The following is a 26,883-nucleotide window of genomic DNA, read 5'->3' on the forward strand; positions in this document are numbered from 1 at the left end:
ATTTTTACATTGATTTTTAACTTTTACAATTAATTTTTAACAAATTTTCTCTGTGTAGAACCTCCTTCTGTGTTGATATTCAAAATATAAACGCCAGCAGCCAAGTTAGATACATTCAATGTTGTTTGTTGGTTTCCTTCGCTTAATGTTTCAGTAACGTTCATCACTTCTTGTCCGATAGAGTTAATAACTGTAAAGTTTACGCTCTCACTCATTTTCATTGTTAATGATACATTCAAGATATCGTTAGTAGGGTTAGGGAATAAATTCAATCCGCTTAAATCCATTATTTTATCAATAGAAACTGCCCCCGTTCTGATTGTGATATTATCAATAAAAATATTATTACCATAACCTGTTGTTGCTCTGAAAGCGATAAGTGCATCTTCCGGAACTTCTGACAAATCAACAGATCTCATTTCCCATTGATTAGCTGTAGGAATAAAATTATTTGCTGTATTTGGAGCCGTAGCTAAGTCACTATTTTCCTGCATCCAGATTCTTGTCCATGTACTTCCACAATCGGTTGAATACACAATCTCCAATCTATCTCCTGATACTGCACTTCCTGACTGATATTGAGCATAAGCCAAATAAAAATCCAAAGCACTTTCTTCTGCTAAATTAGCTTTTGGTGTAATATAATATCCCGGAGCTACCCCTGTAGGAAGCTGATAACAAGGGTACCATAATAAGAAATCTGAACCGTCATAACCTAAACCATCTGAACTTACTTTAACAATAGGATAACCATTTGACGAAGCAGTATAACTAATCCAATCTTCAAGAGGAGTTTCTAAATCATTCATAATCGGTAGCTCGACAGCCTCTGGGTTTAAAACAGTAAATGTTCTTGATACTGTATTATCATAATCATTATAATCTACAGTTCCATTAGGGTTATCAACTTTAACTTCCAATCCAACAAATCCAGAGCTATTTAAAGTTATTGCAGGTAAAGTTACTTCTACAGAACTCCCTGCTGCAAGGTTCCCTGTCCAAGATTCTGTATTCCAATTATCTTCATTACTAAATTTATACAAAATATCGAAAGATGTAATCTCCGTTGTCGCTGTATTAGTCACATTTATTATAGCATCATCAAAAGACGCCGGTAAATCACAAACAAGAGACCCTGCTTCAACTTGCAAGTTACTTGCTGCAACATCGAGATTTGCTTTTTCAATATCCATATTACCATCAGTTCTTGTTGCTTGCAATACTTCCAAAGTAGTATCATCTTGTAAGAAAGCTGCTAAGAAAACTGAAGGAGGATTGTCATTTACATAGTTCGGTACCGCCCCTGTAATGGTATATGTTCTCGTTTGACCTGCAGTCCAGCTTGTATCAATCGATTGTCCGTCAGCATTAGGGTACATTTGTCTAACTACATTCTGAAAATGTGTTTCTCCATTAGTCCCCGGAGCAGTACTATACTGTAATTCTTCCGCCAAAGCCACTCTTAGCTTGGTGTTAGATTCTGTAGTTGCGGCAGTAGCCGTTACAGTAATCGTAGCAGTAAAAGATTGACCATTACCACTATAAACCGGGTCAGAAATAGACATCGTAAAATTAGTGCTTTCTGCCGCTGCATTATCAATATCAGATTGCTGAGCGTGAGCTATCATTCCCACTTGGTCATACTGTATTGCTTGTGGGTTATTTTCTCCAACTTCATGGTCACCATTAATACGGGCATAAGGAGCTGATCCTACCTGATAGTAATCCATTCTTGCATCTGTAAAAACGGTGTTTTCATAATAAATTGGTCCTGCAGAAGGAATAGGGCTTTGGTATTTCAACAGCAAAACCTTCGTTTCATTACCGGGAGTCTCTATTAAAGCCATAAAACCGGGATTTTGTGAGGCACACGGCCCACAATTTTCCCCAGAAAACTCCTCGATTAAGGCTAACTTCTGTGCATTAGCTGTTCCAATAATCCCTAAAACAGCAATGCTAAGTAAAATTTTTTTCATACTTCTATACTTTTTAAATGTTATATAAAAAAATGTTTAATAATAAATTTCGATGAAATTAATTTATTTTTTTGTCTCTCACAAATTTTTCTTAAAAATAATTTCCTCCGAGTATATTTTTTAACAATTAAGTACCAGTATTTTACCTACTTCACTGCAAACCCACTCCAAGAATCTTTCGTCTTTTTCTGTGAAAGGATTTAAAGTTTCTGAGTCAATATCAATCTGTCCGATATTTTTTCCGTTTACAAAAACCGGAATTACGATTTCGGATTTCACAGTCAGGCTGCAAGCGATATAGTTATCTTGTGCTTTCACGTCCGGAACGACAAAATTTTGATTGGACACAGCAACCTGTCCGCAAATTCCTTTACCGAAAGGAATAATGGTATGGTCTGTCGGAGTGCCGGAATATTGGGCAAGCTCCAGCACTTTCTCATCTTCTTTATGAAAATAAAAGCCCACCCAATCGTAATGAGTAACTTTGCTACGAAGCAAATCACAGATACTTTGTAGCTTTTCTTCTGTCGAAAGCGTTGAATGCAGGATTGTACTTTCGATTGTATTTTTGAGATTAGTAAACATGTTAATTTCTTTTATTATCCGTGAACAAATTCTTTCTTTCCATAGCTTTGAATGAGTTTTCCTTCAAAATCCAGCCATTCTTTCCAACGTTTGTCCACATCAATACGTTCAGTATATTTTCGGGCAAATTTCAAAAAAGTCGTGTAGTGATTAGCTTCACTAATCATCAAATCACGGTAAAATTTCGCCAGCTCTCCATCTTTAATATTCTCGGACAAAACTCTGAAACGCTCACAGCTTCGAGCTTCAATCATGGCAGCGAAAAGTAATCGGTCAATAAAAGCATCATTCCGACTGCCGTCTTTTTTCATGAATTTATAGAGTTTGCTCACATAGTCGTCCTCGCGTTGCATACCTAATTTATAACCGCGTTCTTTGATGATTTCATGTACCATCTTAAAATGTTCCATTTCCTCAATAGCAATTTCGGTCAATGTGGTAACCAAATCTTCATATTGAGAATTCAGCATAATAAGCGAAATTGCATTGGTTGCCGCTTTTTGTTCACACCAGGCGTGGTCGGTTAAAATTTCTTCTATATTATCTTCGGCAATATTCGCCCAACGCGGGTCGGTCAATAATTTGAGTCCTAACATAGTTTGTCTTTTTTATACAAAACAAAGTTAATCAAATTAACTACATTTGTGTTTATATTTAATGGTATGCCTAAAAAAATTCTTATCATCGGTTTAGTTTGGCCTGAGCCTAAGTCTTCTGCGGCTGGCTGGCGAATATTACAGTTGATTGATTTTTTTCAGGAGCAAAATTACACCGTGTATTTTGCCTCAGCGGCAAGCAAATCTAAGCATAGCTATTCGCTAATCCAAAAAGGAGTAACAGAAAAAAGCATTCAGCTAAATGATTCTTCTTTTGATGATTATATTTCTGAAATACAACCCGATATGATCATGTTTGACCGTTTCGTTACTGAAGAACAATTTGGTTGGCGAGTGCGAAATATATTACCGGATTCCCTGACTATTCTGGATACCGAAGATTTACATTTTGTACGCAAAGCCCGCGAAATCGCTTATAAGAAAAAACTTCCTGTTAATTTCTTTTCGTCTGAGGCGAAAAGAGAAATTGCCAGCATTCTGCGATGCGATTTGTCACTGATTATTTCTCAATTTGAAATGAATTTGCTCATCAACGATTTTCATATTCAGAAAGAATTGCTGATGTATATTCCATTTATTCAGCAACAGGATATTGACCAAAACGAAATAAAATTTTCTGACAGACAGCATTTTATGTTTATCGGAAATTGTCTGCATGAGCCTAATTATCAAACCATTCTGAAATTAAAGAAAGATATCTGGGCAAAGATAAAAAAGCAACTTCCCGAAACCGAACTACATATTTATGGGGCTTATATGACCGAAAAAGTGCTTCAGCTTCACAATCCGGAAACTGGTTTTATCATCAAAGGGCGAACAGAAAATGTACTCGAAACGATGAAAAATTATCGAGTGCTGTTGGCTCCTATTCCATTCGGTGCAGGAATCAAAGGGAAATTTGTCGATGCCATGCAAGCCGGGCTGCCAAGTGTTACCACATCAATCGGAGCAGAAGATATGAAGATTGGCAGTCAATGGTGTGGTTTCATTGCCGACCAAGATGATTTGTTCGTCACAAATGCCATAGATTTACACCATAACCAACAGGTTTGGGAAAAAGCAAAAAATACCGGTTTTGCATTGTACAAAAAACGTTATCAAAACATAGATTATTTGCAATCATTGTCTAACCGAATTTATGAAATCTCAACAAATCTGAGCTGGCACAGACAACAAAATTTTATCGGGCAAATCCTACACGACAATCAATATAACGCATTGAAATATATGTCGAAATGGATTGAAGAAAAGAATAAACGAAATTAAGTTTTGTAAAAGCTTTTAAACACAACGTTTATCATTGACTTCGTCGAATCTTCGATTTCCGTAGGAATCTAATAGAGATGCTTACAGCATAAACTGTGTTTATTTACAAATTTAAGTAATGGCTTCTATTATTTTATACCACAGATATACAGATAGATAGGTGTTATTTAGCACAAATACCTGCAAAAAATAATTTTCACGGATATAGAATGCTTTGCATTCGATAATTAATGGTCATTTTATAATCAGTAAACAAAAAAATCCGTGCATCTGTGGCTTTTTATTATGTATTACCAGTAAATTTCATTACTTTTTTTAGCAATATTCCCGTTAAATCCTTATATTTACCTAATCATTTTTAACCAGAAAACTGCCAATGACAAGTAAAATTATAGGAGTCGGAAACTATATTCCTTCACAAACCATTACCAATCTGTTTTTCGACCAGCACGAGTTTATGGACGAAAGCGGAAAAGCGTTGAAACAAGATAATGCAACCATTGCCGGAAAGCTGAAAGAAATCACAGGAATTGAAGAACGGCGTTATGCCAACAAAACACAGGTAACCTCTGATTTGGGTTTTCTTGCAGCACAAGCTGCCATTGAAAATGCAGACATAGACCCCGAGACATTGGATTATATCATTTTTGCACACAATTTCGGCGATGTACATTTCGGGACGGTTCAGTCTGATACCGTACCAAGCATTGCTTCCAGGGTCAAAAATCTATTGAAAATCAAAAACAATTTCTGCGTGGCTTATGATGTATTGTTCGGCTGTCCGGGCTGGATTGAAGGAATGATTCAGGCTCATGCTTTTATCAAATCGGGTATTGCCAAACGCTGTTTGGTTATCGGTGCGGAAACGCTTTCCCGTGTAGTCGATATTCACGACCGGGACAGTATGATTTATGCTGACGGTGCAGGAGCTGCGATTCTGAAACTTAGTAACGATGAATCCGGAATAAAATCGCATATTTCAGGCTCATTTACACTAAAAGAAAAGGATTATTTGTATTTCGGAAAATCTTACAACAATGATAGCAATCCGGACATCAAATACATCAAAATGAACGGCAGAAAAATCTACGAATTCGCTTTATCGAATGTTCCCGGTGCAATGAAAAAATGTTTGGACGAAAGCGGATATTCTATTCATCAGTTAGATAAAATCATCATACATCAGGCGAATGAAAAAATGGACGAAGCGATTGTCAACCGATTCTATCAGTTATATGATGTACCTGTTCCTGAAAATATCATGCCCATGGTTATTCATAAATTGGGAAACAGCAGCGTAGCTACGATTCCTTCTTTGCTGACAATGATTTTAAATAATGAATTGCCTCAGCATACTATCAAAAAAGGAAATGTAGTTCTGTTTGCCTCCGTTGGTGCGGGAATGAATGTGAATGCGATTGTTTACCGGTTTTAAAATTAAAATATTGACTTTTTATTTAAAACCTTCTATCTTTTCAAAAACCTGGAAGGTCTTGTGATTACAGCATAAGAAAAACCCCCGATTTGCGTAAACAAACCGGGGGTTTTAAATTATATGGAAAAATTTTTATTCTTTAATAATATCCAATTCGCCCTCCTCCGGATTATTATGTCTTTCTTCAATCGCTTGTTTTTCTTTCTTCGACAAGGTATCCACCAATATTGGCGTTGCCAAGAAAAGTGATGAATAGGTTCCCACAATAATACCAACTAACATGGCAAACATAAATCCTCGGATAGAATCGCCACCGAAAATAAACATTACCAATAATACGAATATTAGGGTTAAAGACGTATTAATTGTACGAGCAATCGTTGTATTAACTGCTTTGTTTACAATTGATTCTACAGATTTCCCTTTTTCTGAATTTCCGGTCAGATATTCTCTTACCCGGTCAAATACCACAACGGTATCGTTAACCGAATAACTGATTACTGTTAATATCGCTGCAATAAAGTGCTGATCAATTTCCATGTGGAAAGGCATATACTTGTATAATAACGAATATATTCCCAATACGAAAACCACGTCATGCACAATAGCAACCACAGTTCCGAATGAATATTGCCACTTTTTGAAAGATATAACCAAATAGATAAATATCGCTCCAATCGCTCCGATTACTGCCCAGAAGGCATCAGTTTTAATGTCATTAGACATCGTTGGATTAACCTTCGTTGCTTGTACAACGCCTAAAGTAGCTGCCTCATCAGACGTATTGATAAACTCTTGATAGTCAAGTGGTTTTTTATAAAAACCCTGCAAACTTTCATGCAACATTTTGTTTACCTGTTCATCTACTTCCGAGCTTTCGTCTTCAATCATGAATTTGGTAATAATCCGAACTTGTTCCACCGGTCCGAATTGTTTTACTTCCACATTCACACCAAAATCTTCACTCAACTTAGAACTGATTGCGGCATGGTCTGCCGGCTGGTCAAATCTAACCTGAAAAGTTCGTCCTCCGACAAATTCAACTCCCTGGTCTAATCCGTTTGTTGATAAAGAAACTACGGAAATTATCAATACAAGGGAAGAAAATGCATAAGTCCATTTTCGTTTTCCTAAGAAATTATAATTAAACTTGGTAAACCAGTTTTTCGTGATATTTGTTGAGAATGCAAGCACTTTGTTTTTCTTAATATCCATATCAATGAATATACGTGCAATGAATAATGCTGTAAACAAAGAGGTAAAAATACCTACCAATAAAGTAGTAGCAAAACCTTTAATCGGACCTGTTCCGAAAATAAAGAGAATTACCCCGGTAATGATATGCGTAACATTCGCATCGATAATCGGGCGCATAGCTGAACCACCCCAACCATAAGCAGCGGCTACTGCTTGAGGAAATGTTTTTCCTCTCCTCATTTCGTCCTTGACGGTTTCGTATATCAAAATGTTGGCATCGACCGCCGTACCGAGCGTCAGAACGATACCGGCAATACCCGGCAGCGTCAGAACGAATCCAAAACTGGTCATTACACCAAACAAGAACAATAAGTTTACCAACAAAGCAATATCAGCATACCAACCTGCTCTGCCGTAGTAGAATACCATCCACATTCCGACAACAACCAATGCCACGACAGCTGATAACAATCCGCTGTTCACGGCTTGTTCCCCTAATGACGGCCCTACAATTTCTGAGGCAATAATATCTGCTGATGCAGGTAATTTTCCGGCTTGTAATATGTTTGCCAAATCTTTAGCCTCAGCAACGGTAAAGTTTCCGGAAATTGTTGAGTTTCCTCCGGAAATCGGTCCGGTCGTAACTCCCGGTGCCGAATAAACTACGTTATCTAATACAATAGCAATATTCGTACCTTGCGTGTATGCCTTTCCGGTTAATGCTTCCCATTCTTTGGCTCCTTTAGCATTCATACTCATAGACACCATCGCACGATTAAGGTTATCATACTCTTGGCTTGCTCCGGTAATCACACTTCCTGAAAGTGGTGGCTCGTTTTGAGCGTTTCCTTTAATAGCATACAAAGCTACAAGCTCTTCATGAGATTCCTGACTTTTTTCAGGTTTTCCCCAAACAAGTCTTGCATGTCGAAGGTTTCTTGAAAATATATTTTGAACTTCGGCCTGATTCAGGTATTCATCTACAATATTTTTATCAACAGCTCTGTAATAGGCAATTATCGGCGAACCTTGAAATCCTTGTTGTGCCATTAGGCTTACCAATGGTCCCGGGTTGTCATCTTTGTTATCAGATACACCCAGCATTTTATCCACGTCCGATTCGGCAGTAACATCAGCAAGTGTATCGTTGGTTTTCTCAGCCGATTTAGCTGTTCTCAAATATTCGTTGGCAGCCATGAAAGCTCCCCACGCCTCTTCTACTTTATAGGTTTCCCAGAATTCTAACTGAGCCGTACTTTGCAACAATGATTGTACTCGGTCAATATCTTTAGCTCCCGGTAATTCAACCAGAATCCTTCCGGTATTTCCAATCATCTGGATAGTTGGCGATACTACACCAAATTTGTCGATACGCTCACCAAATACCTTATAGGCACTTTCGATAGATTCCTGTACTTTTTGATTAAGAATTGATTTTACCTCATCGTTACTCATACTTGAGTTGATTTCAGGTAAACTTCTGTTGGCAAAAATTTCTGGCGATGATAATTTTACAGTACCGTTTGAAATTCTGTCAAAAGCTTCATAAAAAGCATTCAGATAGGTTTGGTTTCCTCTCCGGTTGGTTTTTGCCTCTTCCAATGCCTGGTTAAAAACGGCATTGTGGGAATTGTTTGACAATCCTTTTAAGATGTCTCCGATTGAGATTTGTAGTGTCACATTGATACCACCTTCTAGATCCAAACCTCTTTGAAGTTGCTTGTCTCTGACTTCTTTGTAGGTGTTACCAAGATAAACCACCTGGTTACCGATAGAATCTAAAAATCGTGATTCTTTGGTCAAATCTCCCTGTGCAAATTCTTTTGCTTTCTTTTCGTAATGTTTACTTACAAAAGTAAACGAAAGCTGGTATAGACATACCAACGTAAAAATAATCGCAATGAATTTAACGAGTCCTTTGTTTTGCATTATTTATAGTTATTAATTTTTTTGAACGAACAAATATATAATATACAAAGCATTCTTACCAAATATATTTGATAAGAATGCTTTGTTGTTAATAAAAAATCTTAAAACGCTTATACGTCAATATTCGCATAAGTGGCGTTTTTCTCTATAAATTCGCGACGTGGCGGTACTTCATCTCCCATCAGCATAGAGAAGGTGTTATCTGCCAATGCTAAATCTTCAATCGTGATTTGTCTCAAAATACGGTGTTCCGGATTCATAGTGGTTTCCCACAACTGCTCTGCGTTCATCTCTCCAAGACCTTTATATCGCTGTATGCCTGCTCCCTGCCCCATTTGCTCCATTAACGACAATCGTTCTTCGTCGTTCCACGCATATTCTTTTTTATTTCCTTTCTTAACCATATATAATGGTGGTGTAGCGATATAAACATATCCTTTTTCAATTAGTTCACGCATATATCGGAAAAAGAATGTCAGAATTAATGTGGCAATATGGCTTCCGTCCACATCGGCATCACACATAATCACTACTTTATGGTAACGCAGCTTAGAAAGGTTTAGTGCTTTACTATCTTCTTCTGTTCCAATGGTTACGCCCAAAGCGGTAAAAATATTACGGATTTCTTCATTTTCAAACACTTTGTGTCCCATTGCTTTTTCCACATTCAGGATTTTTCCACGCAATGGCATAATCGCCTGAAAATTACGGTCGCGACCTTGTTTGGCGGTTCCTCCTGCCGAGTCTCCCTCGACAAAGAAAATCTCACATTTTTCAGGGTCTTGTTCCGAACAGTCAGACAGTTTTCCTGGAAGTCCTCCTCCGCTCATCACGGTTTTACGCTGTACCATTTCACGGGCTTTTTTCGCTGCATGACGTGCCTGTGCTGCTAAAATTACCTTTTGTACAATGGTTTTAGCATCTATCGGATTTTCTTCCAGATATGCCTCCAACATATCAGCAACAGCCTGAGAAACGGGCGAAACTACTTCACGGTTTCCTAATTTGGTTTTGGTTTGTCCTTCAAACTGAGGTTCCATTACCTTAACAGAAATAATCGCGGTCAAACCTTCCCGGAAATCATCTCCGGAAATTTCAAATTTCAGTTTATCCAGTAATCCGGAAGCATCGGCATATTTTTTCAAAGTACGGGTCAATCCCATACGGAATCCTTGCAAATGCGTTCCTCCTTCGTGTGTATTGATATTATTTACATACGAATAAATATTTTCGGAATAACTGTCGTTATAAATCAAGGCTACTTCAACCGGAATATCTCCTTTTTCAGTTTCCATGCTGATTACTCCTGAAATAATAGGTGTACGACTTCCGTCCAGGAATTTAACGTATTCCTTCAACCCTTCTTCAGAAAAGAAAATTTCGGTTTTCGGTTTTCCTTCTTCATCTGTTTCTCTTAAATCAGTCAGGGTAATGGTTACTCCTTTATTTAAGTATGCCAGTTCTCTCAAGCGTCCTGCCAGCGTATCGTAGGAATAAACTAACGTTTGTGTAAATATTTCATAATCGGGTTTAAAAGTAACTTTTGTACCCGTTGAAGTGGCATCGCCTATGGATTTTACCGGTGCCAGAGCTTTACCCCGTGAATATTCCTGTATCCAGATTTTTCCTTCTGTGTGTACTTCGGCAACAAGTTTCTCAGAAAGTGCGTTCACACATGATACACCTACTCCGTGTAATCCTCCGGAAACTTTATATGAGTCTTTATCGAATTTTCCTCCCGCACCAATTTTTGTCATTACAACTTCGAGTGCCGAAACGCCCTCTTTTTTGTGTATGCCGACCGGAATTCCACGCCCGTTATCTTCTACACTAACAGAGTTGTCTTCGTTGATGACAACATCAATTTTGTCACAATGCCCGGCTAATGCCTCATCAATCGAGTTATCTACTACTTCATAAACCAAATGGTGTAATCCTCGCACTCCCACATCTCCGATGTACATGGACGGACGCATTCTTACGTGTTCCATACCTTCGAGAGCCTGAATACTATCGGCGGAATACGATTTTTTATTTAATTCTTCACTCATAATATGTATTGAAATTTTCTATAAAAAGTAACAGACAAATATAGTGATTTTTTCGGACTTATACAAGCTTATTTAAAACCGGTATATTATTCTGATTCAGAGCCATTTACAATATGTTTCTCGTTTTTACAGATATTTTCCGGTGTCCAGTCTATCTTTTTGATAAACGAGTGCTGACGAACCGGACAATCTGTTTTAGCACAGATACGACAGGAATAATCCTTGCAGGCGTCTAAATGGACGAAAAACTCTACTCTGTCGCCAAAGTATTCTTTTACAATATCTTCCAGCTTATCCACTTCATTGTGTCCTTCCTTGATATTAAAGTACCATGGCACGGTCATGTGGCAATCGAAATGCAAAGTGCTTCCGTATTTGATAATGCGAAGATTGTGTAAATCTATCCAGTTAATACTCCGTTCTTTATTTAATAAATCAACCACTTCATTCAGTAATTTATCATCAGTTTCGTCCATAATTCCGGATATGGCGGTACGGATAATTTTATAACCCGTGTAAATGATAATCCCCGAAAATATTAATGCAATAACAGCGTCGAGCCAATAAATCCGGGTAAACTGGATAATGATTAGCCCTAAAATAATCCCTAAGGTGGAATATGTATCGGTTTGCAGATGTTTTCCGCTGGCAATCAACGCCAGAGAATGGTTTTTTCTTCCTTTTTTTATAGCAAAATAACCCAATAAATAATTAATCAAAGCTGTGAAAGCCACCAGATAAATTCCGAAATCAATTTGTATGATTTCTGTGTTATTTCTCAGGTTTCCGACTGCTTCATAAATAATAATAATTCCGGCAACGGTAATCAAACCACCTTCTATAAAAGCTGAAATAAACTCCACTTTTCCGTGTCCGTAAGGGTGGTTTTTATCTCTGGGTAATGCTGATAAATACAGGCTATACAATCCGATAAATCCGCTGATTACATTTACAATACTTTCCATTGCATCGGTCAGTATAGCAACAGAACCGGTCATATACCAAGCAACAAACTTGATTACCAAAAGCATTATTCCGGCAGCGGTAATAATCTTTTGGAACCGATAGTTTTCGTTATTTATCGTATGAATTTCAGACACTTGCTAGTTATTATCCGGAAATATTTTCCCGGGATTCATTATATTTTTCGGGTCAAACAACGTTTTGATTCCTTTCATTAATTGTAACTGAACTTTGTTGAATGCAATCGGCATAAAATTCCGTTGCACCCAGCCAATTCCATGTTCTCCGGATAATGTTCCGCCCAAACTGACCGTTAATTCAAAAATTTCTTTCACGCCTTTCGGAACAACATTTTTCCATTGTTCGTCAGGCATATTTTCTTTGATGATATTAATATGCAAATTACCATCGCCAGCGTGCCCGTAACAGATGGAATTAAAACCATATTTCGCCCCAATTTCTTTCACACCTTTCAGCAACCGGGTCAGCTCATAACGCGGAACTACCGTATCTTCTTCCTTGTACACCGAAAAAGTTTTGACCGCTTCGGCGATATTTCTTCTCATTTTCCAGAAAGCACTTTTGTGTTCTTCCGTTTCGGCAAACATGATTTCGCCAATAGTAAAATTTTCCAAAATCTGCATCAGTTTTTCGGCTTCGCTGAACATCACTTCGGTATTGTTTCCATCAATTTCTATCAATAACAAGGCTTCAGTATTTTCAGGCAAATTCAAATCAGGTATGTCCATGAATTTGGCCGTCCAGTTAATGGCTTCAATTTCCATAAATTCCATCGCACTCGGCACAATACCCGCCTTAAAAATTTCCGCCACCGCCGAAGTTGCTTCGTCCATGTAGTAAAACGGCACGAGTAAAAGATTGGTGTATTGCTTTTGCGGAATTAGTTTCAGTACGATTTTGGTAATCACACCCAATGTTCCTTCGCTACCAACCATGAGTTGAGTCAGGTTATATCCGGTGGCGTTTTTGAGGGTATTGGCTCCCGTCCAGATAATTTCGCCATTAGGCAAAACCACTTCCAGATTCAGCACATAATCTTTGGTAACACCATATTTAACTGCTCTCGCTCCGCCCGCATTTTCTGCCACATTTCCACCAATAAAACAACTGCCTTTGCTTGACGGGTCAACCGGATAAAACAACCCTTTTTCGGCAACGGCATTTTGCAAAATCTCTGTAATCACACCGGGTTCGGTAATCACTTGCAAATTATTTTCATCGATATGAATAATTTTATTTAATCGTTCTAAAGACAATCCGATTCCACCCTTCGTTGCCAGAATTCCTCCGCTCAAACCGGTTCTCGCACCAATCGGGATAACCGGAATTTCATGCTGATTTGCCCATTTCATGACAACGGAAACATCTTCGGTACTTTCCGGTTTAACCACAACGGTCGGTGGAAAGCAGAAATCTTCAGTATGGTCACTACCATACTTTTTTCGCTCCTCCAAATCGGCAATTACTTTTGACTGTCCTATCAACCGGGACAACTCCGCAGTAAGAAAATTGATTTCTTTATTCATTTTCGACGATTGTATAAGTTATTTTCTTCATATTCGGCAAAAAGTAAGCTATCACACCAATTAGCGGTAAATAGGAACATACCAGATAAATATACTCTATCGAAGTCTGGTCTGCCCACCACCCTAATATCGCAGAGCCTAATCCGCCCATTCCGAAGGCAAAACCGTAAAACAACCCGGATACCATTCCGATTTTTTTAGGTAATAATTCCTGTGCATAAACCAAAATAGCAGGAAATGCAGATGATATTATCAGCCCGACTAATACGATGAGTATAGCTGTCTGTTCTAAATTTGCATAAGGTAACATCAACGTAAAAGGTGCTGCCCCGAGAACAGAAAACCAAATCACATATTTTCTACCGAATTTATCCCCGAAAATTCCGCCAAGCAATGTGCCGATGGCTACTGCTATCAGAAAATAAAACAGATAAACCTGTGCCTGAACTTCGGTTAGTCCGAATTTATCCATCGTATAAAACTGGAAATAGCTCGTTATGCCCGCCACGTAAAAATACTTAGAAAATATCAAAATCAATAGAATAACAACTGAAAAAGTAATTCTCGAACTTGACAAATTCGGCAGTTTAATCAGTTTGCCGTTTTTATTGGTTTTATCCTTCAGATTGTTTTTATACCATCGACCAATATATCCTAAAAATAATTGTGCCACGAAAGCAAATAAAACAAACCACAAAATATAATGCTGCCCGTTTGGCAGTACAATCCAAGCAATCAGTAACGGGGCCATAGCTGTTCCTGCATTTCCGCCTATCTGAAAAACAGACTGGGCAAAACTCCTTCGTCCGCCCGATGCCAGATAAGCCACCCGTGATGATTCGGGGTGGAAAATCGATGAGCCGATTCCGACCAAAATTACAGCCATCAACACAAATCCATAACTGGGTGCATAAGCCAATGTAATAATTCCCAGAATAGTAAAACACATTCCGATAACCTGCGAAAAAGGTTTAGGTTTTTTGTCTGTATATGCCCCGACGACCGGCTGAAAAATTGATGCCGACAGCTGATAACACAAAGTAATCATTCCGACCTGAGTCATTGATAAGTCAAATTGAGCTTCGAGCCGAGGGTATATTGCCGGAATTACCGCTTGTAACAAATCGTTGATAAGATGGGCCAAACTAATCGCTACTAATATAGAATAAACCGGTTTGGTTGATTGAGCGGACAAACCTGAAACTGACATACTATTTTTCCTGCAAAGTTATCAAATATTTATGGGAATACGGATTGGTCAGCGGAGGAAAGTTTATCTCAATATTATCCGATTTTTTCTCTATCTTTTCGTATATTTACGTCTTCAGTATCCTACAAAACATTTAAGATGTCAGAGAATCAGTCAGCATTGTTTGAAAACGAAGGAATCAGTCAGCCCGAGCATGTCGGGAAAGAGGCAGTTAAAAGGATTCAGCAATTCAGAAAAAAGAAAAAAAATCATCTGCAACTGATTGACGGTATTCTCCAAGGCGATAAAACCGCCCTCAGCCAGGCGATTACTTTGATAGAAAGTCAAAATCCGAAACATCAGCAACAAGCAGACGACATTATCAAAGCCTGCCTGCCACACGCCAACCAATCTGTTCGAATTGGCATAACCGGTGTTCCGGGCGTGGGTAAAAGTACATTTATCGAAACATTCGGATTATATCTCCTTAAACAAGGGAAGAAAATTGCGGTTTTAGCTATCGACCCAAGTAGTTCCATATCTAAAGGAAGTATTTTGGGCGATAAAACCCGTATGGAAGATTTGGTCAAGGAAGAAAATGCCTTTATTCGTCCATCGGCTTCGGGCGAGAGTTTGGGCGGTGTGTCGAGAAAAACCCGTGAAGCGATTATCCTTTGCGAAGCCTGTGGTTTTGACACCATATTAATAGAAACTGTTGGTGTGGGGCAATCTGAAACAGCTGTTCACAGTATGACAGATTTTTTCCTTTTATTGAATCTTGCCGGTGCCGGCGATGAGCTACAAGGTATCAAAAGAGGCGTGATGGAAATGGCTGATGCTGTAATTATCAACAAAGCCGACGGCGATAATATAGATCGTGCCAGAACAGCCAAGTTAGACGTGAACCGGGCTTTACATCTTTTTCCGCTCAAAGAATCGGGTTGGCAGCCTAAAGTGAGAACTGCAAGTGCTTATTACAATCAGGGAATTGACAAAATATGGGATATGATTCAAAGTTATTTTGAACTTACAAAAAGCAATGATTATTTTGAACAAAACCGTACCAACCAGAATTTGTACTGGCTCAAAGAAACCGTACAGGAGCATTTACTCAATTCTTTCTATCAAAATGAAGAAATAAAAAAAAGATTGGAAATCGCAGAAAATGAAATACAAAACAATACCAAATCGCCGTTTGCCGTGGCGAATGAATTACTGGCACTATATAAAAGAACGATTTCCTTATAAAGTTGAGAGCCTGTTTTAACATTTTTTTGTTAATGTTAAATAGAAAAAACGGTTATTTTTACCCAATTATTTTAAAAAATATTTACCATGAATTTTAAGAAAATTACACTTGCACTACTTGTGTTACCAGCATCTTTATGGGCACAGGTGGCAGATTTAAGCCAAAAACTACCAGATGACCCAGACGTTCGAATCGGAGAGTTGGACAATGGTTTGAAGTATTACATTCGCCACAATGCAAAACCCGAAAAGAAAGTTGATTTACGCCTGGTACTCAATGCGGGTTCTATCCTGGAAACTGACAAACAGGTTGGTTTGGCTCACTTTATGGAGCATATGGTTTTTAACGGAACCAAAAATTTCCCTAAAAACGATTTGATTGACTATCTGCAAAGCATTGGAGTGAAATTCGGTCAGCATCTGAATGCTTATACCAGCTTTGACGAAACGGTTTATTTCTTACCTCTACCATCTGATGATGCGGAAAAATTAGACAAAGGTTTTCAGATTCTGGAAGATTGGGCATTTAACGCTACGTTGGACGGTCAGGATATTGACGACGAACGCGGAGTGGTTATCGAAGAATATCGGACACGTTTGGGAGCAAGTACCCGAATGATGGAACAATATCTTCCAAAATTACTTCACAATTCATTATACGCCAACCGTTTGCCCATCGGAACAAAAGAAAATCTGGAAACATTTAAGCACGAAGAACTTCGTCAGTTTTATAAAGATTGGTATCGTCCGAATTTGATGGCAGTAATTGTTGTCGGAGATATTAATGTGGACGAAATGGAGGCCAAAATCAAAGCTCATTTCGGCAAATATCAAAATCCTGCGAACGAAAAAGAACGCAAATCTTTCGATATTCCTAATCATAAAGAAACTTTCGTTTCCGTGAGTACAGACAAAGAGGCTACTTCTGCCAACGTTCAGATTATTTATAAAGACGACAAAAACAGCGAACCGACAACAACTATCGGGGATTACAGAGATGATTTGATTAACAGTTTGTTTTCGTCTATGCTGAATAATCGCTTGGAAGAATACACCAATGAGGCTACACCCCCATTTGTGTATGGTTACAGCTTTCACGGAAGTTTGTTAGGACGTACCAAAGACGCATTCCAATCGTTTGCCATGACCGCCGAAGACAAACAGCTGGAAGCATTAAAAGTATTGGCTATTGAAAACGAACGTGCGAGAAGATTCGGATTTACACAATCAGAATTAGACCGTACGAAAACCGAAACTTTGGCATATTATGAAAAAGCCTATAACGACAGAGACAAAAACAACTCATCGGCTTATTTAGGCAGATATCAGACACATTTCTTAGAAGGCGAAGCGATTCCTTCTACGGAATATACCTACAACCTTGTACAGGAATTACTTCCGTCTATTACTTTGGAAGAAGTAAACAAATTAATCCATTCTTATATTAAGGAAGAAAATCGTGTGATTGTTTTGACCGGACCGGAAAAAGAAGGTGTGGCTGTTCCGACAGAAAAAGATGTTTTGGAAGCATTAGACGTTTCCAAAGTAGAAATCACACCGTATGAAGACGCATCAGTAGCAGAATCATTAATCCGTACGGAAATTACGCCGGGCAAAGTAGTCAATACTACGCACAACGAAAAATTAGGAACCACCACTTTGGAATTATCTAACGGAGCAAAAGTAACCTACAAGAAAACCGATTTCAAAAATGACGAAATCTTATTCGGAGCGAGAAGTTTCGGCGGATTGAACTTGGTTGATACAGACACTTACAAGCAAATTCATTTGGCAACAGGTTCTGTATCGCAGGCAGGAATCGCAGGTATGGATCAAAATGCGTTGACGAAATTTAATTCAGGGAAGTTATACAGTGCTTCTCCGTTTATAGGCGGAATCACAGAAGGTTTCTCAGGAAATGCCACACCAAAAGATTTGGAATATTTGTTCCAATCGGTTTATGCGTATTTCACAGATTTGAATTATGACGAAAAAGCATTTGAATCAGAGAAAAACAAGATGAAATCTTACCTTTCCAACCTGATGGCAATGCCGGAAGTATTTTTCCAAATCGAATTGGCAGACTTCATGTATGGACACAACGAACGTTACACCTCGCCTATCCCAAAAAGTGAAGATTGGGACAACACCAGCTATCAGAAAGCATACGAAATCTTCAAAGAACGTTTTGCTGATGCCAGCGATTTTGAGTTCTTCTTTGTAGGAAACGTAACCGACGAACAAATGAAAACACTTTCTGAGCAATATCTGGCATCGTTACCAGCTTTAAACAGAAACGAAACCTATAAAGATACCGGTTTCCGTACTAAATCGGGTGTTCACAAAAAAGAGGTTTTCAAAGGAAACGACGACAAAGCCAGCGTAAGAATTTCTTATGACGGAGAAACAACTTATTCTAAAAAAGAAGATTTGGCAATGCAGGCTTTGGGCGAAATTCTTACGATTAAATTAATCGAAGAATTACGTGAAAAAGAAGGTGGTGTTTACGGAGCAAGTGCCAGCGGAAGTTTAGACAAATTGCCTTATGGTTCATACAACTTCTCTGTTGGGTTCCCAACAAATCCGGCTGATGCTGATAAATTGATTGAATTGACTTTGAAAGAAATTGAAAAAATTCAGCAAAACGGTCCTGATGCCAAAGATTTAGAGAAATTCAAAGAAGGCGAAATGACCGATTATACCAAATCACTGAAAGAAAACCGTTATTGGTTGAATGTGTTAATCAGTGCGTTTAACAACCAGGAAGACCCGACAAAAGCTTTGGATTTCGAGAAAAACCTTAATGCACTTACTGCTAAAGACGTACAAAACGTTGCTAATAAATATCTGAACAAAAACCGCGTAATAGCTGTTTTAAAACCAGAGACAAGTAAGTAAGTCTTAATGTCAAAAGTTTTTGTTGTCATTCTGAGCTTGTCGAAGAATCTCAAAAACTTTAAACCCAAAAATCCCGATGTCGAAAGATGTCGGGATTTTTTTTATAAATATCCAATCATAATTATTTAACTTTGTAAAAATTTTTTTCATGTTAAAAGTTGGTGTTTTAGGTGCCGGACATTTAGGCAAAATACATTTACGGCTATTAGAACAATCCCCGATGTATGAACTGGTTGGGTTTTATGATGCAAATGAAGATTATGCAAATAATGTAAGTCAGGAATTTGGTTATCAACGATTCACAACCATCGACGAACTCATTGATGCTGTTGATGTTGTTGATATTGTGACCCCTACCCTGTCGCATTATGAATGTGCCGTTAAAGCAATCCGGAATAAAAAACATATTTTCTTAGAAAAACCTATTGCCAATTCTGTTGAAGAAGCCGAAGAAATCATACGTTTAGCAAAAGAATACGACGTTAAAGGACAAGTCGGTCATGTTGAGCGGTTTAACCCGGCTTTTAAATCAGTTAAAGATAAAATCAACAACCCGATGTTTATCGAAACGCACCGTTTGGCTGAGTTTAATCCGCGTGGAACAGACGTTCCTGTGGTGTTAGACTTGATGATTCACGACATTGACGCTATTCTCAGCGTGGTCAAATCGCCGGTAAAAGAAGTTCACGCCACCGGAACAGCAGTAATCAGCGATTCACCGGATATTGCCAATGCCCGGATTGAATTTGAAAACGGTTGCGTCGCTAATGTTACTTCGAGTCGTATTTCAATGAAAAATATGCGAAAAGCCCGTTTTTTTCAGAAAGACGCTTATATTTCGGTAGATTATCTGGACAAAATCTGTGAAGTAGTCAAAATGAAAGACGCTCCTGAAGTGCCGGGCGATTTCGATTTGATTCTGCAAAATGCCGAAGGGGTAAAAAAACAAATCTATTTTGACAACCCGGAAGTGTCACCGTCCAATGCTATTCTGGAAGAACTCGAAAGTTTTGCCGAAGCGATTAACAACAATTCAACACCGATTGTTCCGCTAGAAGACGGCACAGAAGCATTACGAATCGCTCATCGGATTATTGCTTGTTTTTAATCATTAATGTCGAAAGTCTTAATGTCCTAAAGTCAAAAACTTGAAACTTTTAAACTTAAAACTTCATCTCAGCCTCCAATTGAATTTTCAAACGGAATTCTGTGTATAAGACTTCGCCCTAAAGTAATTTCATCGGCAAATTCGATTTCGTCGCCTACTGCAATTCCTCTTGCGATAGTCGAAGTTTTTACATCGAAATCCTTGATTTGCTTGTAGATATAATAATTGGTCGTATCACCTTCCATCGTTGAACTCAGTGCAAATATAATTTCCTGTACATTGCCTTCCTTGATGCGTTCTACCAACGGTTTGATATGTAACTGGTGCGGACCAATGCCGTCCATAGGCGAAATTTTTCCGCCGAGAACGTGATATAATCCGCGAAATTGCTGGGTATTTTCGATAGCCATCACATCACGTACATCTTCCACCACGCAAATGATTGACCTGTCTCTGGAAGGGTTCCGGCAAATATCACACAATCCCTCATCACAAATCGTGTAACATTTCGGGCAATAATTGATATTTTCTCTCAACTGATGCAAAGCTTTTGCCAATTCAAAGGTCTGGTGTTCAGGCTGCCTAAGCAGATGAAGCATCAAACGCAAAGCTGTACGTTTGCCAACGCCGGGTAATTGCGACATTTGGTCGACTGCCTTTTCTAACAATTTAGACGGATATTCCATAGTTGCAAAATTACGTTTTTATATTAAATTGAACACGATTAACCGTATTATTGAGATTATTATTTACTTTTGACATTCAAACCGTAATTTATGTCAGCAAATACGATACTCACTATCATCATTGTTTACTTTTTAATGTTACTGACCATTTCGTGGTTCATGAGCCGGAAAGACAACAGTAACAGTGCTTTTTTTCAGGCAAACAAAAATGCAAAATGGTATCTGGTTGCTTTCGGAATGATTGGCACGGCTTTGTCGGGCGTAACATTTATATCCGTTCCCGGTGAGGTCGGTTCGCCCAACGGCGAGCAATTCAAATATTTCCAGTTTGTGCTGGGTAATGCTGTCGGTTTTCTGTTGACAGCCACGGTTTTATTACCGTTATATTATCGGTTGAATCTAGTTTCTATTTACACCTATTTTGAAAAAAAATTAGGGATTTACAGCTATAAATCAGCCGCAACAATCTTTTTGCTGAGTCGTACCGTCGGGTCGGCATTCCGGTTATATTTGGTAGTTATTGTGCTGCAACGCTATGTTTTTGACGCATACAACATTCCGTTTGCCATGACGGTTATACTAAGTTTGCTGTTTATATTTGCCTATACCTACAAAGCCGGACTCAAAACTATCATCGTTACCGACACTTTGCAGACATTTTTTCTGGTTTCGGCTGTGGTGTCCACAATTATTTTTATCTGCCTTTCTTTAGACTTTTCTGCCATTGAGGCTTTTGAATCGGTTAAACAATCTAATTATTCCAAAATATTCTTTTTTGAAGATTTCATCGGAAACCGCTATCATTTCGTCAAGCAATTTCTGGGTGGTGTTTTCGTTACCTTAGCAATGGTCGGTTTAGACCAGGATTTGATGCAGAAAAACCTGAGTTGTGCCAATATTAAAGACGCACAGAAAAATATGTTTGCCTTCACAGGGGTTTTTGTGCTGATTAATTTATTTTTCCTTTCTGTCGGAGCATTGCTTTACATTTACGCAGAAAAGAACGGTATTGCTATTCCGGTAGATGAATTGGGGCATGCCAGAACGGATTATCTTTTCCCTGAAATCGCGATTAATTATATGGCAGGTGTTCCGGCTGTGGTTTTTGTTTTGGGGATTGTCGCCGCTACTTTTGCCACCACCGATTCGGCTCTGACTGCTTTAACAACTTCTTTTTGCGTGGACTTTTTGGGTATGGATAAAGATGTAAAATCATCTGAAAAGAAAAAAATCCGAACCCGTTATGCTGTTCATTTGTCTTTCGCTTTTCTGATGTTTCTGGTCATAATCGTCTTTAATTCTATCAACGATAAATCGGTGGTAAGTATGATTTTTCGGATTGCTTCCTACACTTACGGACCGCTTTTAGGATTGTTTATTTACACTTTATTGTTCAAAAACCGGCAAATCCGGGACAAGTGGATACCGTTTATCTGCATGGTTTCCCCGTTGATTACATGGTGGATTGTAGATAATTCTACTTTGTTTTTCGGGAATTATGTATTTGATAATGAGTTAATTATTCTAAACGCTCTCATTACCGTTCTGCTGATGTTTTGTGCGAGCAAAAAATATTCTGGCAAAAAAAGCATTTAAAATATTTCTTTTTTAAAAAATAATTTTAATTTTGTAAAAACATTTTTTAATAAAATTAAAATTGAATTTAAAAATACCAAATACTTGTCCAAGTTGCGAAAGCCGGCTCAAAGTATCGGAATTGGTTTGTGACGAATGTCAGACCAAAGTTTCCGGTAATTTTCCATTGCCTGTTTTTATGCAATTATCGCCTAAAGAACAGGAATTTGTGTTGCAATTCTTTCTGCACAGCGGTAGCCTGAAAGAAATGGCAAAGCAAATTGGCGTGAGCTACCCGACGCTTCGTAACCAGTTAGACGATATGATTGAAAAAACGATACAACTCAAAAAACAATATGACGATGAAAATAACTCCGCTCCTACTCAACCCGTTTAAATGGTCGCAGGAACGAACCTTGCTGATTGTCGGTTTGACCGCTTTGGCACTCAGCGTGTTTGTTTCCCATTTCTGCCATGTTGAATTTCAGATTTTACGGATAAATCCACTGAACAAAGTTACTGTCTGGAAAGCCTTGTTTAATCAACTGGTTATTGTTTCTGTTTTGTCTTTATTTTTCTTTATTGCCGGTAAAATTGTCAATGGGAAAACACGGTTTATCGATATTTTTAATACGGTAATTATAGGTTTCATTCCTTTTTATATACTCGGTTTTCAAAATATCAATCATTTCCAGATCCGAGAAATAAACGCTTTAGAACAAGCTGTGCAAGACGGCGGAATTTATTCCTATCTGCCCTCACCTTTGTTTATAGTTTTGGCTATTGTTTCTCTGGTGTTTATTGTTTACTATATCTATCTTTTTGTAATCGGATTCAGAACAGCGACACACAGCAAAAAAGTCGGGCATTATGTGACTTTTGTCCTGGCGTTGATTATTGCCGACCTGGTTGCTTCTTACATTATTAACTCTTTTAACTTTTGATGATGAAAAACATTATTTTAATTTTCAGTTTACTATTGAGTACTTCTTTGTTTGCTCAAATCGAAGGAACATGGAACGGAAACATTGAAATTCCAATGAATAAACTTCCTTTTGTTTTACACATTTCTAACAAAAATAATGGGTTGAAAGCTACTTTTGATAGCCCCAACCAAGGTGGTTTTGGTCTTGAAATACCCGAAATTCGGTTTGAAGATAATACACTTTATTTAAAACACCCTCAAATGATGATGAATTATGAGGGAAAACTCGAAAACGATGTTATCAATGGTACGTTTACCCAAGGTAGTCAGTCATTTACTCTAAATTTAACGAAAGGGAAGTTTAAACGCAACCGCCCGCAAGAACCACAATCTCCGTTTGATTATCATTCCGAAGATATTACATTTGAAAATAAAGAAGATGGTATCAATTTGGCAGGGACATTGACACTACCTAAAGGAAACGGGAAATTTCCAGCAGTTGTTTTGGTTTCCGGTAGTGGTCCACAAGACAGAAATGAAGAGATACGTGGGCATAAGCCATTTTTGGTTCTTTCTGATTATTTTACCACCCACGGTTATGCTGTTTTAAGATATGATAAACGTGGTATAGCTGAATCTGGAGGCAATTACTCATTGGCTACAGTTTTTGATTTTGCCAATGATACCAAAGCCGCTATTGAATACTTAAAAAACAGAAAAGAAATTGATTCTAAGAAAATTGGTGTTCTGGGGCATAGTGAAGGTGGACAGGTAGCTCAAATTATTGCTTCAGAAGACAAATCACTGAATTTTATTATATTGATGGCAGCTCCAGGAACTACCGGTGATGAAATATTGCTATACCAAACCAAAATTCTTGCGGAAGCTTCTAACCTTTCCCAATCAGAAACGAAAGAGATATTAGATGAAAACCAGTCAATATATGAGATTATTAAAAGAAATAATGACATCGAAAAAATTAAACTAGAATTAATATCTTACTTCAAATCTAATCCAAACTATAGTACTCTAAGTGATGAGCAGATAAATGAAAAATCAGCTTCATTATCGACAAACTGGATGAAAGAATTTATCCAGTTTAATCCGCAAAATTATTTAGCAAAAATAGATTGCAATGTTTTAGCCATAAATGGAACTAAAGATATACAAGTTCCAAGTGTAGAAAATCTTGCAGGGATTACCAAAGAATTAGGAGTGAAAGGTAACTTGGACATTATTTCTTATGACGGCTTAAACCACATGTTTCAACCAGCCCAAACAGGCTTACCTGATGAATATGGAACTATTGAAACTACGATAGAACCTAAAGTTTTGGAAGATATTGTAAAATGGTTAAATGAAAAAGTGAAATACTAATGAAACCTTCTAATGGATTCAGTTAATGATAATATTTATAATTATTGCCGACCTGGCTGCTTCTTATATTATTAACTCTTTTAACTTTTGATGATGAAAAAATTATTTTTACTTACTGTATTGTTCTCAGGAACAACACTTTTCGCTCAAGAAATCAATTTTGATAAGCTTGACAAATACTTGGAGAATTTAGAAAAAAATGACAAATTCATGACAAGTATTGCTATTTCTAAAAATGGAGAGATTATTTATCAAAATTCTATTGGCTTCGCCGATGTAGAAAATCAAATTCGTGCTGACCATCGAACGATTTACAAAATAGGGTCGATCAGCAAAACTTTTACCGCTACATTGGTGATGAAAGCTGTGGAAGAAAGCAAATTAAGCTTAGACCAAGCTTTGTCTGATTTTTTTCCGGATGTTGAAAATGCCGAGAAAATAACGCTAAAAAACCTGCTCAACCACCAAAGCGGAATATTTAACCTCACGAGTGACCCTACTTTTTTTGATTGGCATACAAATGCCCATACACCAACCGAAATTCTTGACATCATCAAACGAAATGGTACTGTTTTTGAACCTGGCAGCCAGACAGAATATAGCAACTCCAACTATATGTTGCTTACTCTTATCTTGGAAAAAGTTTATAACCAAACTTTTGACGAAATATTACAAGGCAAAATCACTCAACCTTTAGGGCTAAAAAACACGTATATCGGCTACGAAATTAATCCCAAAAATCACGAAGCTCACTCCTATCAATTTATTGGTAAATGGGTCAAAGAAACAGAAACGCATTCTTCAGTAACATTGGGTGCTGGTGCTATTGTTTCTACAGCAGAAGAACTTGTTAAGTTTTCAGATGCTTTATTTTCCGGGAAAATAATTTCAGAAGAAAGCCTGAAAAAAATGTTAGACATGGAAAATAATTTCGGATTAGGAATGACACGGTTTCCTTTTTATGAGAAAGTATGTTTGGGTCACACAGGCGGTATAGACGGTTTTAGCTCAATTTTTAGCCACATTCGTGAAGATAATTTGTCTTATGCAGTGCTGAACAATGGTACAAATTTTGATAACAACGATGTGTATATTGCCATTCTTAGTACTGTTTACGGGAAAGATTTTGAAATACCTGTTTTCACTCCGGGCTACCAACCTACTGAAGAAAATCTGCAAAAATACATTGGCACATATTCTTCCCCGCTCATTCCAATGAAAATTACTATTACCACCGAAAATGGCGTTTTGATAGCACAAGCCACAAGCCAACCGTCATTTCCGTTAGAAGCCGTGGAAGAGCATATTTTTAAATTTGATATGGCAATGCTAAAAATGACTTTTAATCCAGACGATAACACGATGATTCTCAATCAAGGCGGCGAAATATTATTTAAAAAAGAAAAATAAAATGACACCATTATTCACTGAGAAGCAACGTTTCAACCAATGGTGGGTTTGGTTACTTATCATACTTACCCTTGGTGTCCCGTTTATCGTATTTTTTCAATTGATTATTTCAGGCGAAGCTATCGCAGACAACCTGGCAATAATTTTCTCTTTGATCATTCCGATTGCCTGTATATACCTGATTTACATCACACAACTAAAAACGGAAATTACCCGCGAAAGTATTTCTTTTCAGTTTGTTCCGTTTGTGAAACGCAACTATTTTTTGTCTGAAATCCAATCCGTTAAAGTCATTAATTATGGATTTGTCGGCGGCTGGGGAATTCGGTTTACCACCAAATACGGAACAGTTTACAACATCAAAGGAAATAAAGGTTTGTACGTACACCTAAAAGACGGAAAAACGTTTATCATCGGTACACAAAAACCTGAAGAACTGGAAAAAGTGGTAGAACAACTAAAAAGAAATTAAATGCTGACAGCTTGTTTGGTTTGTGCATTCATTATGGCGTTCTGGGGAGGCATTCTCAATGAAGAAAATGCCTCAAGTTTGTTGAGCGGTTACAACACCATGAGTGACGAAAAGAAAAAGAATGTTGATTTTAAGGGAATCACTAAAATCTACAAAAAAGTTTTTTACGGTGTGGCATTAGGCTGTGCTTTGGTCGGAATTTCAGGTTATTTCTTTACTAAAAATGAAAATCTGAGTGTCGCATTGCTTATTTTGGTTTTTTGCTGGGGAATGACACCTTTGTTTTTTCTGGGAAAAAAATATGACCCTAATAGCTATCCAAAATGGCAAAAAATACTCAACTATTTTATTTTAGCCTTGCTGATTTTCGGCGGATTGTTTGCGGCTGTAATGGTTTATATGTCAGAAGGTAATTTAATTGAATAAATT

The 26,883-nt window shown here is 37.8% G+C and carries 21 protein-coding genes; 12 read left to right on the plus strand and 9 right to left on the minus strand.

Annotated features, from left to right (window positions below):
- Positions 1-29 precede the first annotated feature (29 nt).
- The 3 genes from CDL10_RS04125 to miaE all read right to left on the minus strand — a co-directional run bounded on the left by CDL10_RS04125 (position 30) and on the right by miaE (position 3,157).
- Positions 30-1,976 (minus strand): T9SS type A sorting domain-containing protein, encoded by a 1,947-nt coding sequence (locus CDL10_RS04125; RefSeq protein WP_100677368.1) that lies wholly within the window; start codon positions 1,974-1,976, stop codon positions 30-32.
- Between the two features lie 120 nt (positions 1,977-2,096).
- Complete coding sequence (locus CDL10_RS04130; RefSeq protein WP_100677369.1) at positions 2,097-2,561, minus strand: GAF domain-containing protein; 465 nt, start codon at positions 2,559-2,561, stop codon at positions 2,097-2,099.
- Between the two features lie 14 nt (positions 2,562-2,575).
- Positions 2,576-3,157: a tRNA-(ms[2]io[6]A)-hydroxylase gene (miaE, locus tag CDL10_RS04135; protein WP_100677370.1), complete on the minus strand. Its 582-nt coding sequence runs from the start codon at positions 3,155-3,157 to the stop codon at positions 2,576-2,578.
- A gap of 66 nt (positions 3,158-3,223) precedes the next feature.
- Between miaE and CDL10_RS04140 the strand changes: the two genes are divergently transcribed.
- Positions 3,224-4,444 (plus strand): glycosyltransferase, encoded by a 1,221-nt coding sequence (locus CDL10_RS04140; RefSeq protein ID WP_100677371.1) that lies wholly within the window; start codon positions 3,224-3,226, stop codon positions 4,442-4,444.
- Between the two features lie 376 nt (positions 4,445-4,820).
- Positions 4,821-5,879: a 3-oxoacyl-ACP synthase III family protein gene (locus CDL10_RS04145; RefSeq protein ID WP_100677372.1), complete on the plus strand. Its 1,059-nt coding sequence runs from the start codon at positions 4,821-4,823 to the stop codon at positions 5,877-5,879.
- 132 nt (positions 5,880-6,011) lie between these two features.
- Here the strand turns inward: CDL10_RS04145 and secDF are convergent, their stop codons facing one another.
- The 5 genes from secDF to CDL10_RS04170 all read right to left on the minus strand — a co-directional run bounded on the left by secDF (position 6,012) and on the right by CDL10_RS04170 (position 14,776).
- Positions 6,012-9,005, minus strand: a complete 2,994-nt coding sequence (gene secDF, locus CDL10_RS04150) for a protein translocase subunit SecDF (protein ID WP_100677373.1) — start codon at positions 9,003-9,005, stop codon at positions 6,012-6,014.
- Positions 9,006-9,115: 110 nt separating this feature from the next.
- Positions 9,116-11,056, minus strand: a complete 1,941-nt coding sequence (gyrB, locus tag CDL10_RS04155) for a DNA topoisomerase (ATP-hydrolyzing) subunit B (protein WP_100677374.1) — start codon at positions 11,054-11,056, stop codon at positions 9,116-9,118.
- A gap of 86 nt (positions 11,057-11,142) precedes the next feature.
- Positions 11,143-12,147, minus strand: coding sequence for a cation diffusion facilitator family transporter (locus tag CDL10_RS04160; RefSeq protein ID WP_100678633.1), 1,005 nt, complete (start codon positions 12,145-12,147; stop codon positions 11,143-11,145).
- A gap of 12 nt (positions 12,148-12,159) precedes the next feature.
- Positions 12,160-13,566: an FAD-binding oxidoreductase gene (locus CDL10_RS04165; protein WP_100677375.1), complete on the minus strand. Its 1,407-nt coding sequence runs from the start codon at positions 13,564-13,566 to the stop codon at positions 12,160-12,162.
- Positions 13,559-14,776 (minus strand): MFS transporter, encoded by a 1,218-nt coding sequence (locus CDL10_RS04170; protein ID WP_100677376.1) that lies wholly within the window; start codon positions 14,774-14,776, stop codon positions 13,559-13,561. The genes CDL10_RS04165 and CDL10_RS04170 overlap by 8 nt, the downstream gene beginning before the upstream one ends.
- Positions 14,777-14,914: 138 nt before the next feature.
- Here CDL10_RS04170 and meaB point away from each other — a divergent pair, with 138 nt between their 5' ends.
- The 3 genes from meaB to CDL10_RS04185 all read left to right on the plus strand — a co-directional run bounded on the left by meaB (position 14,915) and on the right by CDL10_RS04185 (position 20,009).
- On the plus strand, positions 14,915-16,003 hold the full coding sequence (gene meaB, locus CDL10_RS04175) for a methylmalonyl Co-A mutase-associated GTPase MeaB (protein WP_100677377.1): 1,089 nt from the start codon (positions 14,915-14,917) through the stop codon (positions 16,001-16,003).
- An 87-nt stretch (positions 16,004-16,090) separates the two neighbouring features.
- Positions 16,091-18,901, plus strand: a complete 2,811-nt coding sequence (locus CDL10_RS04180; RefSeq protein ID WP_100677378.1) for a M16 family metallopeptidase — start codon at positions 16,091-16,093, stop codon at positions 18,899-18,901.
- A gap of 148 nt (positions 18,902-19,049) precedes the next feature.
- Complete coding sequence (locus tag CDL10_RS04185) at positions 19,050-20,009, plus strand: Gfo/Idh/MocA family protein (RefSeq protein ID WP_100677379.1); 960 nt, start codon at positions 19,050-19,052, stop codon at positions 20,007-20,009.
- A 68-nt stretch (positions 20,010-20,077) separates the two neighbouring features.
- Here CDL10_RS04185 and recR read toward each other — a convergent pair whose 3' ends face one another.
- The gene (recR, locus tag CDL10_RS04190) at positions 20,078-20,695 is read right to left on the minus strand and encodes a recombination mediator RecR (RefSeq protein ID WP_100677380.1); all 618 of its coding nucleotides are present in this window, start codon (positions 20,693-20,695) and stop codon (positions 20,078-20,080) included.
- Between the two features lie 90 nt (positions 20,696-20,785).
- Between recR and CDL10_RS04195 the strand changes: the two genes are divergently transcribed.
- The 7 genes from CDL10_RS04195 to CDL10_RS04225 all read left to right on the plus strand — a co-directional run bounded on the left by CDL10_RS04195 (position 20,786) and on the right by CDL10_RS04225 (position 26,880).
- Complete coding sequence (locus CDL10_RS04195; protein ID WP_100677381.1) at positions 20,786-22,291, plus strand: sodium:solute symporter; 1,506 nt, start codon at positions 20,786-20,788, stop codon at positions 22,289-22,291.
- Positions 22,292-22,352: 61 nt separating this feature from the next.
- The gene (locus CDL10_RS04200) at positions 22,353-22,667 is read left to right on the plus strand and encodes a DUF2089 family protein (RefSeq protein WP_100677382.1); all 315 of its coding nucleotides are present in this window, start codon (positions 22,353-22,355) and stop codon (positions 22,665-22,667) included.
- A complete protein-coding gene (locus tag CDL10_RS04205) occupies positions 22,633-23,214 on the plus strand; it encodes a hypothetical protein (protein WP_133119453.1) in 582 nt (193 codons plus the stop codon). Before CDL10_RS04200 ends, CDL10_RS04205 begins: the two co-directional genes overlap by 35 nt.
- Positions 23,214-24,572, plus strand: coding sequence for an alpha/beta hydrolase family protein (locus tag CDL10_RS04210; protein ID WP_100677384.1), 1,359 nt, complete (start codon positions 23,214-23,216; stop codon positions 24,570-24,572). Before CDL10_RS04205 ends, CDL10_RS04210 begins: the two co-directional genes overlap by 1 nt.
- Before the next feature lie 90 nt (positions 24,573-24,662).
- Positions 24,663-25,982, plus strand: a complete 1,320-nt coding sequence (locus CDL10_RS04215) for a serine hydrolase domain-containing protein (protein ID WP_243389283.1) — start codon at positions 24,663-24,665, stop codon at positions 25,980-25,982.
- 1 nt (position 25,983) lies between these two features.
- Entirely contained in the window at positions 25,984-26,454 is a 471-nt protein-coding gene (locus tag CDL10_RS04220) for a hypothetical protein (RefSeq protein ID WP_100677386.1), read from the plus strand.
- Positions 26,455-26,880, plus strand: a complete 426-nt coding sequence (locus CDL10_RS04225; protein WP_100677387.1) for a DUF3784 domain-containing protein — start codon at positions 26,455-26,457, stop codon at positions 26,878-26,880.
- Positions 26,881-26,883 lie beyond the last annotated feature (3 nt).

Source organism: Avrilella dinanensis, from assembly GCF_002807015.1.
Lineage (GTDB): Bacteria > Bacteroidota > Bacteroidia > Flavobacteriales > Flavobacteriaceae > Flavobacterium > Flavobacterium dinanensis.